Annotated in this window: 12 protein-coding genes and 1 tRNA gene; 7 read left to right on the top strand and 6 right to left on the bottom strand. The window is 65.1% G+C overall.

Going from position 1 to position 12,996, the window contains the following annotated elements:
- Positions 1–171 precede the first annotated feature (171 nt).
- Entirely contained in the window at positions 172–654 is a 483-nt protein-coding gene (locus tag AC51GT_RS19615) for a limonene-1,2-epoxide hydrolase family protein (protein ID WP_496326732.1), read from the top strand.
- An 82-nt stretch (positions 655–736) separates the two neighbouring features.
- Here the strand turns inward: AC51GT_RS19615 and arsC are convergent, their stop codons facing one another.
- From arsC to glmU, 3 genes are read right to left on the bottom strand one after another with little or no spacing between them, the layout of a single operon-like run.
- Positions 737–1,078, bottom strand: a complete 342-nt coding sequence (arsC, locus tag AC51GT_RS19620; protein ID WP_496326733.1) for an arsenate reductase (glutaredoxin) — start codon at positions 1,076–1,078, stop codon at positions 737–739.
- 13 nt (positions 1,079–1,091) lie between these two features.
- Positions 1,092–2,072, bottom strand: coding sequence for a ribose-phosphate diphosphokinase (locus AC51GT_RS19625; RefSeq protein WP_496326734.1), 981 nt, complete (start codon positions 2,070–2,072; stop codon positions 1,092–1,094).
- On the bottom strand, positions 2,069–3,565 hold the full coding sequence (gene glmU / locus AC51GT_RS19630) for a bifunctional UDP-N-acetylglucosamine diphosphorylase/glucosamine-1-phosphate N-acetyltransferase GlmU (protein WP_496329867.1): 1,497 nt from the start codon (positions 3,563–3,565) through the stop codon (positions 2,069–2,071). Before glmU ends, AC51GT_RS19625 begins: the two co-directional genes overlap by 4 nt.
- A gap of 163 nt (positions 3,566–3,728) precedes the next feature.
- On the opposite strand from glmU, the gene fabG reads away from it, so the two are divergent.
- From fabG to AC51GT_RS19650, 4 genes are all read left to right on the top strand, one after another.
- On the top strand, positions 3,729–4,484 hold the full coding sequence (fabG, locus tag AC51GT_RS19635; RefSeq protein WP_496329868.1) for a 3-oxoacyl-ACP reductase FabG: 756 nt from the start codon (positions 3,729–3,731) through the stop codon (positions 4,482–4,484).
- A 115-nt stretch (positions 4,485–4,599) separates the two neighbouring features.
- A tRNA-Gln gene (locus AC51GT_RS19640) sits at positions 4,600–4,671 on the top strand.
- 152 nt (positions 4,672–4,823) lie between these two features.
- Positions 4,824–5,366 carry a hypothetical protein gene (locus AC51GT_RS19645; protein WP_496329869.1) on the top strand — a complete coding sequence of 181 codons (543 nt, stop codon included), beginning with the start codon at positions 4,824–4,826 and terminating at the stop codon, positions 5,364–5,366.
- Positions 5,367–5,524: 158 nt separating this feature from the next.
- Complete coding sequence (locus AC51GT_RS19650; RefSeq protein ID WP_496329870.1) at positions 5,525–6,214, top strand: TetR/AcrR family transcriptional regulator; 690 nt, start codon at positions 5,525–5,527, stop codon at positions 6,212–6,214.
- Here the strand turns inward: AC51GT_RS19650 and AC51GT_RS19655 are convergent.
- From AC51GT_RS19655 to AC51GT_RS19665, 3 genes are all read right to left on the bottom strand, one after another.
- Positions 6,211–6,978 carry a dioxygenase family protein gene (locus AC51GT_RS19655; RefSeq protein WP_496329871.1) on the bottom strand — a complete coding sequence of 256 codons (768 nt, stop codon included), beginning with the start codon at positions 6,976–6,978 and terminating at the stop codon, positions 6,211–6,213. The genes AC51GT_RS19650 and AC51GT_RS19655 overlap by 4 nt on opposite strands.
- Before the next feature lie 72 nt (positions 6,979–7,050).
- The gene (locus AC51GT_RS19660; protein WP_496326739.1) at positions 7,051–7,575 is read right to left on the bottom strand and encodes a GNAT family N-acetyltransferase; all 525 of its coding nucleotides are present in this window, start codon (positions 7,573–7,575) and stop codon (positions 7,051–7,053) included.
- Positions 7,572–8,465, bottom strand: coding sequence for an SDR family NAD(P)-dependent oxidoreductase (locus AC51GT_RS19665; RefSeq protein WP_496329872.1), 894 nt, complete (start codon positions 8,463–8,465; stop codon positions 7,572–7,574). Before AC51GT_RS19665 ends, AC51GT_RS19660 begins: the two co-directional genes overlap by 4 nt.
- A 174-nt stretch (positions 8,466–8,639) precedes the next feature.
- On the opposite strand from AC51GT_RS19665, the gene mfd reads away from it, so the two are divergent.
- Both mfd and AC51GT_RS19675 read left to right on the top strand, forming a co-directional pair.
- Complete coding sequence (gene mfd / locus AC51GT_RS19670; protein WP_496329873.1) at positions 8,640–12,260, top strand: transcription-repair coupling factor; 3,621 nt, start codon at positions 8,640–8,642, stop codon at positions 12,258–12,260.
- On the top strand, positions 12,253–12,939 hold the full coding sequence (locus AC51GT_RS19675; protein WP_496329874.1) for a nucleoside triphosphate pyrophosphohydrolase: 687 nt from the start codon (positions 12,253–12,255) through the stop codon (positions 12,937–12,939). The genes mfd and AC51GT_RS19675 overlap by 8 nt, the downstream gene beginning before the upstream one ends.
- The last annotated feature ends 57 nt before the right edge of the window (positions 12,940–12,996 follow it).

Here is a 12,996-nt window from a genome sequence, read left to right on the forward strand (position 1 = left end):
CCACAGTGCACCCTGGAGGGAGAACCACGCCGCGCCGATTACGGTGACCACCGATCACCCTCGCCGAGACAACGGCGCAAACTATACCGTAGCTGCCGCAAAATCCCACTTCGCCGCTTCTACCAGCGGTTTCTCGGCACCTTCGAGACTGTTGGCGTAGTCTCGGGCGGCATGACGGGGAACACAGAAACAGAGATCACGCAGGCGGGGAACGTTCCGGTGGCAACCACGCCGTCGGACACGGTCCGTAATTTTCTCGACGCGATGGCACTGGCCGACTCCGTGGGCGCGTTGGAGTTGGTCCATCCGGACATCGAATACGCGAATGTCGGTTACACCTTCACGCGTGGAAAGAAACCGATCGCCGGATTGTTCCGGGCGATGGAGAAGACGCACCTGGGTTTCGGCGTGAAGTTGGTCAACATCTCATCCGACGGGTCGGTGGTGCTGACCGAGCGGGTCGACGAACTCTCGCTCGGCAGATTCCGGATGCAGTTCTGGGTCTGCGGCCGGTTCGAGGTCGAGGCCGGTCTGATCACGGTGTGGCGTGACTACTTCGACTTCGTCGACACGACGAAGGCGCTCGTGCGCGGACTGGTGGGAATCGCGATTCCGCGGATCCAGAAGCCGTTGCCGAAACCGGCGCAACCGTAGTCCGACACAAATCGGCCCCGTGGTTCGGTGTGGAGGGACGTATGCCCTCGACACCGAACCACGGGGCCGATTGTGGATTGCCTCAGAGGATCTCGTCGACGGACTCGACCGGCCGGGTCAGGCGGGTGCCCTTATCGGTCACCACGAATGGTCGCTCGATCAAGATCGGGTTCGCGACCATCGCGTCGAGGAGTTGATCGTCGGTGGCGCCGGCGAGGTCGAGTTCTTTGTACAGCGACTCGCGCTTGCGGACCGCTGCGGAGACCTCGATACCGGCGTCTGAGATCAACTTCTCGAGTTCGGCCCGCGTCGGCGGCTCCTCGAGGTACTTCACGATGGTGGGTTCAACCCCGGCGTCACGCAGGTGCTGCAACGTCTTCCGTGACGTCGAACACTTGGGATTGTGGTAGATCGTAGCCGCCATCGCGTGTGTACTCCTATGCGTTTCCGTTGAAAAGACTTGTCACCGAGCCGTTTTCGAAGACCTCGCGGATTGTACGTCCCAGCAGGGGGGCGATGGATAGCACGGTCAGGTTGTCGAACTGCTTCTCGGGCCCGATCGGCAGCGTGTCGGTGGCGATGACCTCGCGGGCGCCACAGTTGGCCAGCCGCTCGGCGGCCGGATCGGAGAAGACGCCGTGGGTGGTGGCGATGACAACGTCGCCCGCACCGGCATCCTTGAGGACCTGGACCGCGCCGGCGATGGTGCCGCCGGTGTCGATCATGTCGTCGATCAGCACGCAGGTGCGGCCTGCGACGTCACCGACAACCCGGTTCGACTTCACCTGGTTCGGCACCAGCGGATCGCGGGTCTTGTGGATGAACGCCAGTGGTGCGCCGTCAAATGAGTCGGCCCACTTCTCGGCAACGCGCACACGACCGGAGTCCGGCGAGACGATGGTGATGTTGGCGGTGCCGTACTTGCCCTTGACGTACTCGGACAGCTGGCCCTGGGCGTGCATGTGGTCGACGGGTCCGTCGAAGAAGCCCTGGATCTGGTCGGTGTGCAGGTCGACGGTGATGATGCGGTCGGCGCCTGCGGTCTTCAGGAGGTCGGCCACCAGGCGGGCGGAGATGGGCTCGCGGCCGCGGTGCTTCTTGTCCTGGCGGGCGTAGGGGTAGAACGGCAGGATCGCTGTGATGCGCTTGGCCGATCCGCGCTTGAGCGCGTCGATCATGATCAGCTGTTCCATCAGGTGCTGGTTGAGGGGGAACGGGCAGCTCTGCAGGACAAACGCGTCGGAGCCACGCACCGACTTCTCGAAGCGAACGAAGATCTCACCGTTGGCGAAGTCGCGGGCGGTTTGGGGGGTCACCTCGATGTCGAGCTCTTTGGCGACCGCTTCGGCCAGCTCGGGATGTGCACGACCAGAGAACAGCATGAGGTTCTTTTGATTGTGGGTGTTCGTCCAGGTCACAGCGAGTCACTTTCTTGTTGCACGTTCTCGGTGGCGGAGAGTGCATCGGCAGCAGCTTGTGCCGATGGCGTACCAGGCCGCTTGGCCTGCACCCAACCGTCGATATTTCTCTGTTTCCCACCTGAGACCGCCAGGGCTCCAGGGGGCACATCCTGCGTCAAGACGGTACCTGCTCCGGTGTAGACGCCATCACCGACATTGAGAGGGGCGACGAACATGGTGTCCGAACCGGTTCGGCAATGTGCCCCAATTGTGGTATGGCTCTTGTTCACGCCGTCGTAGTTCACGAAAACGCTCGATGCGCCGATGTTGGTGCCCTCGCCGATGGTCGCGTCGCCGACATATGTCAGATGCGGCACCTTGGCGCCCTTGCCGATGTTCGCGTTCTTCGTTTCGACAAACGTCCCGATCTTGCCTGCCTCACCGAGAACCGAGCCCGGTCGCAGGTATGCGAAAGGTCCGACCTGCGTGTTCGCGCCGATGATCGATTCCGACGCGTGGGTTCGGATGATCGATGCGCCGGCGCCCACGGTGACGTCGGACAGTGTGGTGTCCGGTCCGATCTGTGCGCCGGTGGCCACGCTTGTCTGCCCGTGCAATTGGGTTCCGGGTGCGATGGTCACGTCGGGCTCGATCGTCACGTCGACATCGACCCAGGTGGTGGCCGGGTCGATGATCGTGACGCCGCCGAGCATGTGCCCGGCCAGGACGCGCCGGTTCAGTTCGGCGCCGAGGTTTGCCAGCTGCAGCCGGTCGTTGCAGCCGGCAACCAGGGCGGCGTCCTCGATGTGCTTGGCGCGCACCACTTTTGAATGCCGGTTGGCGATTTCGATGACGTCGGTCAGATACAGCTCGTGCTGGGCGTTGTCGGGGGACAGTTCGGCCAGGGCGCCGCGCAAGGTGGCGGCGTCGAACGCGTAGACACCTGAGTTGACCTCGGTGATGCGGCGTTGCTGTTCGGTCGCGTCCTTCTGCTCGACGATGGCGGTGACGGCGCCGTCCTGGGTGCGCAGAACGCGCCCATATCCGGTCGGATCGGGTGCGGTCGACGTGAGAACTGTCACTGAGGCGGCAGGCTCGGCGGTGTGGCCGGCGATGAGATCGCCGAGCGTCGGGCCGTCGAGGAGCGGGACGTCGGCGGCGGTGACGAGCACGGTGCCGTCGAAGTCGTCGGGCAGTGCGCCGAGTCCGGCCCGCACGGCGTCGCCCGTGCCGTTCTGTTGCTCCTGGACGGCGATGTGGATGTCGCGGCCGAGGGTGGCGGCGAGTTCGTCGCAGGCGGCGCCGACCTTTTCGCGGTCGTGACCGACGACGACAACAAGGTGATCGGGCTCGATACCGGATGCGGCATGCAACGCATGCGAGAGCAGCGAACGCCCACCGATCGCGTGCAGGACCTTCGGGGTGGCCGACTTCATGCGGGTGCCGGCGCCCGCGGCGAGGACCATCACGGCGGTTGGCCGCTGGGCCGAGCGCGCGGATTTCGGTGCCATGGACATAGGACTCCCTTGGCGGTTGGTATCGGGGAACGGCCCGATCCTACGCACCTTTTGGAGGCGCTTGATACAACTGGTGAACCATCGGCAGGGCGTTCGGACCGTTGTTGTGGGTCACCTGGCGATCGTCATCGGTAGTTCTACGACAAGGGAGTTGTTTGTGAGCGAGCAGAGGACAGCGATCGTCACCGGCGCGGCACGCGGGATCGGGGCGGCGGTCGCGAAACGACTGTCGGCTGACGGATATGCAGTGGCGGTCCTGGATCTCGACGAGTCGAGTTGTGCCGACACCGTCAAGGCGATCACCGATGCCGGTGGCAAGGCGATCGCCGTCGGCGCCGATGTCGCCGACGAGGCCGCCGTCGCCGCGGCCGTCGAGAAGGTGGCCGACGAGCTCGGTGCCCCGACCATCCTGGTCAACAACGCCGGCATCACCCGCGACAACATGCTGTTCAAGATGTCGGTCGATGACTGGGATTCGGTCATGAACGTCCACCTGCGTGGCGCATTCCTGATGTCGCGGGCGGTGCAGCAGCACATGGTCGCGGCGAAGTTCGGCCGGATCGTCAACCTGTCGAGCGTGTCGGCCCTCGGTAACCGTGGACAGGCGAACTATTCCGCGGCCAAAGCGGGCATGCAGGGGTTCACCAAGACGCTCTCCATCGAGCTCGGCAAGTTCGGTGTGACGGCCAACGCCATCGGCCCGGGTTTCATCGAGACCGAGATGACCGCGGCGACCGCCGAGCGCGTCGGTGTTCCGTTCGAGGACTACAAGGCCGCAGCGGCGTCCCAGATCCCGGTCGCCCGGGTCGGTCAGCCCGAGGACATCGCGCACACCGTCTCATTCCTCGCCAGCGAAGGTGCGGGATTCGTCACCGGGCAGGTCATCTACGTCGCCGGCGGACCGCGCGACTGACCCCCATCCGCCCACCACAAACGAGCCATTACCGGCTCGTTCGCCGGAGGTGGGGTCGGGCGTCGCGAGCCGGTTGTGGATTCTGATGACTCTCATGGCACAATCGTGAGCGCAATCCGCCATGGTGTAATCGGCAACACTCCTGATTTTGGTTCAGGTATTCCAGGTTCGAGTCCTGGTGGCGGAGCTCTTACCGAATCCGGTTGACGGTCAGCACTCTTCGATATTCCCGCGCTGTTTCCAGCTAACTCACAGCTACCCTTCAGCGAACTTCCAGTCCCGATGGTGATCGTGGAGTCATCCACCTGACCAACAGGGGTCGGTGAAGAGTGAAAGGGCATGAACGTGTCTGGGCAACAGTTCCCAACTTCTCAGAGCCAGAATGAACCCGGTGGCCGGCCTGCCGGCGACAAGGGGGTTTCGAACGACGAGTCCGTAACCGAGCAGATGGCCACCGCCGACGGACCCACCGAGCAGACCCGCCCGGCCGGCGAACAATCGCCGGCGGATCCGGCAGCGCCGGCACAGAGTTCGTCGCGCTGGTATCAGGGGCGTGGCGCACTCGTCGCCGGAGCGGTCGCAATTGCGGTCGTCTTCGGGGTGGGCGGGCTTGGTATCGGCCTCACCGTCGCTGACGACGGTGGCCCGAGCGGTCCGAGTACGAGCCAGGAATTGCGGGGTGGACCCGGTGGCAACGGCCCCTTCGGTGACCTGCGTGGTGACGACCAGCGCGGTGGCGACATGCGAGGTGGCCCGGGGCGGATGCTCCCTGACGGCACCGCGCCCGAACAGGGGGACGGGACTCAGAACGGTGACGAGCAGGATCGCCCGGAGCGGGGCAGCACCGAGTCCGGCCAGACCGGCGACGAACAGCCGGCCTGATCGTCACGTATTCGACGATTTTCTCGGGCTTCTTCTTGTCGAATGCCCTCTTTCAAATCGGTCTGGACACCAGTCGTCGGCGCCGGGTTCGAACTGATTTGAATGCGGTCCGCATATAGTTGGACTCGATGTCCATTTTTGCGAGGGGGTAGGCGACGATGACCGTTGATCGCCCGACCACCAAAGCAGACCAGGTGCAGCGGGTACCGCGTGCCCGGATGACCGGTCCGCAGCGGCGCCATCAGCTCATCGAGGTCGCCCGGGGTCTGTTCGCCGAACGGGGTTTCGAGGCCACCGCGGTCGAAGAGATCGCGCAGCGCGCCGGAGTCTCCAAACCTGTTGTGTATGAACACTTCGGCGGCAAAGAGGGTCTGTACGCGGTGATCGTCGACCGCGAGATGGAAACCCTGCTCGAGATGATCACCTCGTCGCTCAGCAAGAACCGGTCGCGGTACCGCGTGCAGCAGGTGGCGCTGGCGCTGTTGACCTACATGGAAGATCGCACCGACGGTTTTCAGATCCTGATGCGCGGCTCGTCCACGGCCGGGGATGCCGGCAAGTATTCGAGTCTGCTCAACGATGCGATCAGTCAGGTCGAGCACATCCTGGGTTCTGATTTCGAGCGGCGCGGCCGCGACCCCGCCCTGGCGCCGCTCTATGCGCAAGCCCTGGTCGGGATGGTCACGTCGACCGCGCAGTGGTGGCTCGCCGTGCGGGAGCCCTCGAAAGAGGTGGTCGCGGCCCATCTGGTCAACCTGTGCTGGAACGGCCTGGTCAACCTCGAGGACGACCCGCACCTCGTCGAGCCGAGCGAGCCGTCCGAGTCCGATGGGAAGCGATCGACCTAGGCCAGCTGCAGACTGCGTTTGCTCAGGCCCATCCAGAAACCGTCGATGACCTGATCGCCCTGTTGTTCCGGGTCGTCGCCGGCGCCGAGGGCGACGAACAGCGGTGACCAGTGTTCGACCGTCGGATGCGCGTAGGGCATGCCCGGCGCCAACTCACGGAATCGAATCAGCGATTCGACGTCGCCGGCGGCAAAGCGCTCGCCCGCCCAGGCATCGAATTCCCTGGACCACGACGGTGCGATGGCGTTCGGTCGCATGTCGCGCAGGAACTGCAGACCGTGCGTGGTGAAGCCCGAACCGATGATCAGCACACCCTCATCTCGGAGTGGCCTGAGCCGGCGGCCGAGGTCGAGGAGCTGCTGCGGATCGAGAGTCGGCAGGGAGATCTGCAGGACCGGGATCTGTGCCTCTGGATACATCACCGTCAGCGGGACATAGGCGCCGTGGTCGAGACGTCGGTTGCGATCGTGGCGGACAGGCTGTTTGTCAGGCATCAATGCCTCGATCCGGGCGGCGAGATCGACAGCACCGGGCGCGTCGTAACGCACGCGGTAGTAGTGCTCGGGGAAGCCGCCGAAGTCGTAGGTCAGTGGCACGGTGGAATCGGTGGCGCCGATGGTCAGCGGCGCCGACTCCCAGTGCGCCGACACCATCAGGATCGCGGTGGGTGTTGGCAGGTCCGCCGACCATTGTTCGAGCTCACCGACCCAGCGGGCGTCGTCCACCAGTGGGGGAGCGCCATGGCTCAGAAACAGGGATGGCATGCGCGTCACGGACATGATCCCTTCAACCGGACCTCGGTCCGTTTTGTTCCCCGGTGGCGAATCGCTGCCGGATCAAAACGGGGGCCGGTCCGAATCGACGACGTCGTACTGCATCACGATGCAGTCCACCCAGGAACCGTGTTTGTAGCCGATCCGCCGGAGACGCCCGACCTCGTAGAACCCGGCTTTGGCGTGCAGCGGGACCGAACCGGAACCGGGGATGTCCGCGATCACCGACACGACGCGGTGGGCCGGTGACTCCTTGACCGCGTCGAGAAGTCCGGTCAACAGTGTCGCCCCGTACCCCTGGCCGGTATACGCCGGGCTCAGGTAGATGGTGTTCTCGACGGTCCACGCGTACGCCTGCTTGGGCCGGTAGTGGGCCACATAGGCGAACCCGACCACCACGTTGTTCTCGTCCGCGGCCACCAAAAAGGGAAAATGCTCGGAGATCAGGTTGGCGCGCTTGATCTTCCAGTCGGCGGCGGTCGGTGGCACATAGTCGAAGGTGACCACCGTGTTGTCCACGTAGTGCTTGTAGATTGCGGCGACATCGACGCAGTCGGGCGCGGTGGCCGGCCGGACGGTGATGGTCACAATCGGTACCTCGTGTCGGTTGCGAACTCGGCGAGTTCCCAGAGCAATCCCGCTGTTCGGATGTCGCAGGCCGCCGCGGATCGTCCGACCAGCACCGGGCCGCCGCGCAGACCGAAGGGCCCGTCCGGGCCGACGTATGACCCCGACGGGATGTCCGGGGTCAACGCGCGCATGGTGATCGCAGCACCTTCGGCCGGTGTGTTGGCCAGGATCCGGCCCGCACCCGAGATGACGCTGTCTATCGCCCGCAAACCGGTGACGCCGAGGATCCCGGTGGTGGCCCAGCCCGGATGCGAGATGGCGGTGCTGGTCAACGACCCCGACTTGCGCAGCCGGCGGTCGAGTTCGAGTCCCCAGAGCATGTCCGCGAGTTTCGATTGGGCATACGCTGCCGGACGACTCCAGGCACGCCGCTCGAAATGCGGATCGTCGAGATGGATCTGCCCGGCCTTGTGGGAACTCGAGCCCACGATCACCACCCGGTCCCGGATCCGGGGCAAGAGCAGATTGGTCAGCGCGAACGGGCCCAGAAAGTTTGTGCCGAACGATGTTTCGAAACCGTCGACGGTGAAGCTGTGTTCCCGCGCCATCACACCGGCGTTGTTGACGAGGACGTCGATGTCACCGAGACCGGCCGCGCAACGCCGTACCGACGACAGATCGGCGACATCGAGTTCGATCACCTCGGCGTGCGCACCGGGGGTGTCGGCAGCGATCTCGGCGGCCCGTTCCTTGCCGCGGTCGACGTCGCGAACCGCGAGGACCACGTCCGCACCGACTCGCGCCAGGCCCCGCGCGGTCTCCCAGCCCAGGCCGTTTGTCGCGCCGGTGACGACGATTCGTTTACCGTCCAGGCGCGGTAGGTTGGCTGCCGACCAGCGTGACTTCATGCAGTCACAGTAATGTGCCGGCAAGTCGACCGGTTCGTCCCTTTCGATGATCAACCGATCGCACCACCCGGGCCGGGGTCGGCGACGAGGCCCATCAGCGTCGCGGCGTGTCTTTCAGGCGAACATCAGGTGCTCGTGGTCACCGCTGCCGGGGCGCACCCGTAAACTGTTCGTGTGACTGGGCCCTCTGCTGCAATTTTCACCGGACAGCTATCTGGTTTGGCCCAGATCGCCGCCTCTGACGCCGCGCTCACGGGGGTGACCGGACAACTCGACACCCCTGAACTCGAACTGGTGGGACCGCCGGCGGCGCGACCGTTCCTCGTCTCCGCGCTCGCCGCTGCCGCAGCCAAGCCGTTGCTGGTGGTGACCGCGACCGGCCGCGAATCCGATGAACTGACCGCACAGCTGCGCGACATCATCGGTAAGAGGGTGACGCAGTTCCCGTCGTGGGAGACGCTGCCCCATGAGCGGTTGTCGCCGTCGGTGGACACCGTCGGTCAGCGGTTGCGGGTCCTGCACCGGCTCCGGCACCCCGATGACGAGAGCTTCGGCCCACCGCTGAAGGTGGTGGTGACAACAGTTCGCTCCCTGGTGCAGCCACTGGCCCCCGGATTGGGTGAACTGGACTCCATCACCCTGCGTGAAGGCGCCGAAACCGACTTCGACGGTGTGATCTCCAAGCTGGTCGAGTTGGCCTACACCCGCGTCGACATGGTCGGAAAACGGGGCGAGTTCGCGGTCCGCGGCGGCATCCTCGACGTGTTCCCGACCACCACCGACTACCCGGTTCGCGTGGAGTTCTGGGGCGACGAGATCACCGAGCAACGGGCGTTCTCGGTCGCCGACCAGCGCAGCCAGCCCGAAGTCGACATGAAGCTCGTCCACATCCATCCCTGCCGCGAACTGTTGCTGACCGAGGGTGTGCGCGCCCGGGCAGCCGACCTCGCGGTCGACATGGCCGCCGATTCGTCGGTCGTCGAAATGCTGACCAAACTCTCCGAAGGCGTCTCTACCGAGGGGATGGAAGCGCTCATCCCGGCACTGGTCCCCGGACAGATGCAACTGCTCACCGAGGTCATGCCCGTCGGTACCCATGTGGTCATCCTCGATCCGGAGAAAGTCCGGACGCGGGCGTCGGATCTCGCCCGGACCGGTGCCGAGTTCCTCGAAGCGTCGTGGACCGCGGCCGGGGGCGGCGGGCTGGCGCCGATCGACCTCGGGTTGTTGCATCTCGAGGACAGCTCGTACCGCTCACTGGATGAGGTACACGAACAGACCCTTGCCGCGCAGCGCACCTGGTGGTCGTACAGCTCGATCGGCATCGGCACCGAGCTGAAACTGACCCCGGGCCCGGCGCCACGCGGCGACGAGAAGGAAATCGCCAAGACCTTCGCCGGGCTGCGGGCGCATGTCGCCTCCGGCGGCCGGGCAGCGGTGGTCTCTGCCGGCGCCGGAACCGCCGACCGCATCGTCGAACGCCTCGGTGAAGCCGAAGTTCCAGTCCGCCACGGTGATTCAGGGGCGACCCCGGAGCCGGGGATGGTGACGGTCCTGCGGGGCTCGCTGTCATCGGGATTGGTGTTGCCCGATGCGGAATTGGTGATCATCACCGAATCCGATCTCACCGGCGCCCGGATCACCGGAGCCCAGGATGGTCGCCGGCTCCCGGCGAAGCGACGCAACCAGGTCGACCCACTCGCGCTCAGTGCCGGTGACATGGTGGTCCACGATCAGCACGGCATCGGCAAGTTCGTCGAGATGATCGAGCGCACCATCGGCGGGGCGCGGCGTGAATACCTGGTCATCGAATATGCGCCGAGCAAGCGTGGTCACCCCGGCGACCGACTGTTCGTCCCGATGGACTCGCTCGATCAGCTGTCCCGGTATGTCGGTGGCGAGACGCCCTCGTTGTCGAAACTCGGTGGCTCGGACTGGCAGAACACAAAGCGCAAGGCGCGCAAGGCTGTTCGCGAGATCGCCGGCGAGCTGGTGCAGCTGTACGCGGCCCGGCATGCCGCTCCGGGTTACGCGTTCGCGCCCGACACCCCGTGGCAGCGCGAGATGGAAGATGCCTTCGGATTCACCGAGACGATGGATCAGCTGACCGTCATCGGTGAGGTGAAGGCCGATATGGAACGTCCGGTCCCGATGGACCGCGTGGTGGTCGGCGATGTGGGTTACGGCAAGACCGAGATCGCGGTCCGGGCGGCGTTCAAGGCCGTGCAGAGCGGTAAGCAGGTGGCCGTTCTCGTTCCGACAACCATTCTCGCGCAACAACATCTGCAGACCTTCACCGAGCGGATGCAGGAGTTCCCGGTGACGATCGCGGGCCTGTCGCGGTTCACCGATGTGGCCGAGTCCCGCAAGGTTGTCGAGGGGATGGCCGATGGCACGGTCGACATCGTCATCGGAACCCACCGTCTGCTGGCCACCGGAATCCGTTGGAAAGACCTCGGATTGGTGGTGGTCGACGAAGAGCAGCGCTTCGGTGTCGAACACAAAGAGCACATCAAATCGCTGCGGACACACGTCGACGTGCTCACCATGTCGGCGACACCGATCCCACGAACACTGGAGATGTCGATGGCCGGCATCCGCGAGATGTCGACGATCCTGACTCCTCCGGAGGAGCGGCATCCGGTGCTCACCTACGTGGGTCCGTACCAGGAGAAGCAGGTCGCGGCGTCGATCAGGCGTGAACTGCTGCGTGACGGACAGGTGTTCTTCGTCCACAACCGGGTCAGCACCATCGACAAGACGGCGGCCGCGATCCGGGCGATGGTGCCGGAGGCCCGGGTCGTCGTGGCGCACGGCCAGATGGGGGAGGATCTCCTCGAGCGCACTGTCACCGGATTCTGGGACCGTGAGTACGACGTGCTGGTGTGTACGACCATCATCGAGACGGGTCTCGACATCTCCAACGCCAACACCCTGATCGTCGACCGGTCCGAGGTCCTGGGTCTGTCGCAGCTGCATCAGCTGCGCGGACGCGTCGGTCGAAGCCGGGAACGCGGATACGCGTACTTCTTGTACAACGGCGACAAGCCACTCACCGAAACGGCACACGAGCGGCTCGCGACCATCGCGCAGAACAACGACCTCGGCGCGGGTATGGCCGTGGCGCTCAAGGACCTCGAGTTGCGTGGTGCGGGCAACGTGCTCGGTGCCGAGCAGTCCGGACACGTCGCGGGCGTCGGCTTCGATCTGTACGTGCGGCTGGTCGGTGAAGCCGTCGAGGCCTACCGTGCTGCCGCCGACGGCAGGCCGATCGCCATGGAGGAGGAGAAGGAGGTGCGGGTCGATCTCCCGGTCGATGCGCACATCCCGCCCGACTATGTCGATTCCGATCGTCTGCGACTCGAGGCGTACCGCAAGTTCGCGTCGGCGACCACCGACGACGAACTCACCGGGGTGGTCGAGGAACTGCTCGACCGCTACGGCCCGCTGCCCGAAGAGGTGCTGCGCCTGGTTTCCGTCGCGAAGTTGCGTTTGCTGGCGCGTCAGCTCGGTGTCACCGAGGTCGGGATCGCGGGCAACCAGTTCAAGGTGTCACCGCTCAAACTGCTCGATTCGCAACAGGTTCGGCTCAAGCGGATGTATCCGTCGGCGACGTATCGCGGCACGACCGGTGTGGTCGGGATCCCGATCCCGCGGACCGGTGGTGTGGGCAGTGACCGGGTGCGCGACGTCGAGCTGGTCCAGGTGGTCGCGGATCTGCTGCTGGTCATCGACGGCCGCAATCCGGGCAGTGTCAACATGCGGGTCGATGCCGGGCAGGGTGCCGATGTCTGATCAGGCGAAAGATGTCGGCGCCGCCGAACGGCCACCGCGCGGTTGGGAGTTGCTGGCGTCGGTCGAGTTGATGGACCGGCTGCGCCTGGACGGGCCGTGGGAGCGCGACCAGACCCACGAGTCGCTACGCCGGTATCTGGTGGAGGAGACCTACGAACTCCTCGACGCGATCGATTCCGGCGATCGTGATCATCTGCTCGAAGAACTCGGCGACATCCTGTTGCAGGTGCTGTTCCATGCGCGGATCGCCGCGGACCGCGACGAGGACCCCTTCGACATCGACGATGTGGCACGGGCTTTCACCAACAAGGTCTCGGCGCGTACCCAGGGTGTGCTCAGCGGCGAGCGCATCGATCTGCAGACCCAGCTCGAGGAGTGGGAGACGCGGAAGGCGGCCGAGAAGGCGCGCGGTTCGGTGCTCGACGGTATCGCCACCAATCAGCCGTCGCTGGCCCTGACCCAGAAGGTGCTCGAAAGGCTTGCTGCGGCAGACTTTCCAGACGATCTGATCCCCGCCGATGTCACCGAGGTGCGGATCACCGCGGACGGCCCCAGCGTCGAGGATCAGCTGCGCCGCAATGTCCTGGCCTTCATGGCCGACATTCGCAGTGCCGAATCCGGAGCCCCGGCCGGCGAACCCAAAACCGCCGAGATCTGGCGCACTCACTTCCCCCGCTGAGACCCCCGCAACTCCCGAAAGTGTGCCCTTTTGGCGAACAAAAGCCCAGGTGGGCAC

This window comes from Williamsia sp. z34 (assembly GCF_059553395.1).

Excerpts from the sequence above, each read along its gene's own strand:
- AC51GT_RS19615 (WP_496326732.1), top strand. The coding sequence starts at position 172 with ATGACGGGGAACACAGAAACAGAGATCACGCAGGCGGGGAACGTTCCG.
- arsC (WP_496326733.1), bottom strand. The coding sequence starts at position 1,078 with ATGGCGGCTACGATCTACCACAATCCCAAGTGTTCGACGTCACGGAAG.
- glmU (WP_496329867.1), bottom strand. The coding sequence starts at position 3,565 with ATGGCACCGAAATCCGCGCGCTCGGCCCAGCGGCCAACCGCCGTGATG.
- AC51GT_RS19645 (WP_496329869.1), top strand. The coding sequence starts at position 4,824 with ATGAACGTGTCTGGGCAACAGTTCCCAACTTCTCAGAGCCAGAATGAA.
- AC51GT_RS19650 (WP_496329870.1), top strand. The coding sequence starts at position 5,525 with ATGACCGTTGATCGCCCGACCACCAAAGCAGACCAGGTGCAGCGGGTA.
- AC51GT_RS19655 (WP_496329871.1), bottom strand. The coding sequence starts at position 6,978 with ATGCCATCCCTGTTTCTGAGCCATGGCGCTCCCCCACTGGTGGACGAC.
- AC51GT_RS19665 (WP_496329872.1), bottom strand. The coding sequence starts at position 8,465 with ATGAAGTCACGCTGGTCGGCAGCCAACCTACCGCGCCTGGACGGTAAA.
- AC51GT_RS19675 (WP_496329874.1), top strand. The coding sequence starts at position 12,253 with ATGTCTGATCAGGCGAAAGATGTCGGCGCCGCCGAACGGCCACCGCGC.